This window comes from Nocardia sp. TBRC8007, assembly GCF_056629435.1.
In genome coordinates this window covers 1-1285 of the sequence record NZ_JBWSOR010000092.1, presented here as the reverse complement: position 1 = coordinate 1285, position 1285 = coordinate 1, and the positions used below count along the sequence as shown (strand labels likewise).

Annotated in this window: 1 protein-coding gene; it reads left to right on the top strand. The window is 63.8% G+C overall.

The genetic code is table 11. From position 1 onward, the window contains the following. Positions 1 to 1285: cytochrome P450 (locus tag ACX4ZE_RS22730; RefSeq protein ID WP_480275502.1), on the top strand; the 1285-nt coding region annotated here is incomplete at its 3' end.

Below are 1285 nucleotides of genomic sequence, written 5' to 3'. Positions count from 1 at the left end.
ATGACCACGACGAACTCGACTCAGCGAAGAATCCGGGCCAGTGCTCGGTCGCTTCCGCACCCGCCGTATCGGCTGCCGCTCCTCGGCGACGTATGGGATCTGCATGTCACCAACTCGAGCCAATGGGGAATGCGCGGCGCGCAGAGGTACGGCGGTATCTACGAGCGGAACATCCTCGGTACCCGGGTGACTTATGTGTCGGATCCGGATCTGTTGCGCGAGATCAACGACGACTCGATGTGGTCCAAGTTCCTCGGCGTTCCGATCCGCGACCTGCGGAAAGTGGCTGGAGATGGTCTGTTCACCGCCCACAATAGCGAGCCGAACTGGGCCAAAGCGCACGCTATCCTCGCGCCCTCGTTCACAGCGGCCGCGATGCGCGGCTATCACGCCACCATGCAAGCCTGTGTCGCTGACCTTGTCGACTACTGGGCGTCCCGGCCCGGCGAATGGCTCGATGTGCCCGCAGACACGAACAAGGTGGCGCTCGAGGTGGTCGGACGGTGCGCGTTCGGGTACGAGTTCCAGTCGTTCACTCGTCCTGACCAACACCCGGTCGTGGCAGCAATGCTTCGCACCCTGACCTACCTCAACTGCGCCGCGTACTCACATCCCCTGGTGGAGAAGACGATCTTCCGCGAGCAGCGGGCCCAGCATCAGCGCGATGTCGAGTTCGTCAACAAGACGATCGACGACGTGATCGCCCAGCGGATGCGCGGGGGCACCGGCGAATACGACGACCTGCTCGACCGGATGCTGACGGTGCCGGACCCGAGGACAGGCGAGCTGCTCGACCCGACGAACGTGCGCCACCAGATCCTCACCTTCCTCACTGCCGGCCACGAGACCACGGCGGGTGTACTAGCGTTCGCGCTGCATTATCTGTCGATTCACCCCGAGATCGCCGATCGGGCCCGGCAGGAGATCGCTGCGGTCTGGACCGAGAATGACCTCGCTTTCGAGCGGGTCGCGAAGCTGCGCTACGTGCGCCGTATCGTCGACGAGACGTTGCGGTTGTGGCCTACCGCCCCAGGGTATTTCCGCAAGGCCAAGACCGACACCATGCTCGGCGGCCGCTACCCGTTCGAAAAGAACGAGTGGGTGTTCATCGTTCTGCTGCAGCTACATCGGCACGAACTGTGGGGCGCAAACCCCGAGGCATTCGACCCGGACCGGTTCCTACCCGAGCGGATCCGCGGCCGCCACCCGGAACTCTACCGGCCGTTCGGCGTGGGGATGCGAGCGTGCATCGGCCGACAATTCGCACAGCATGAAATGGTATTGG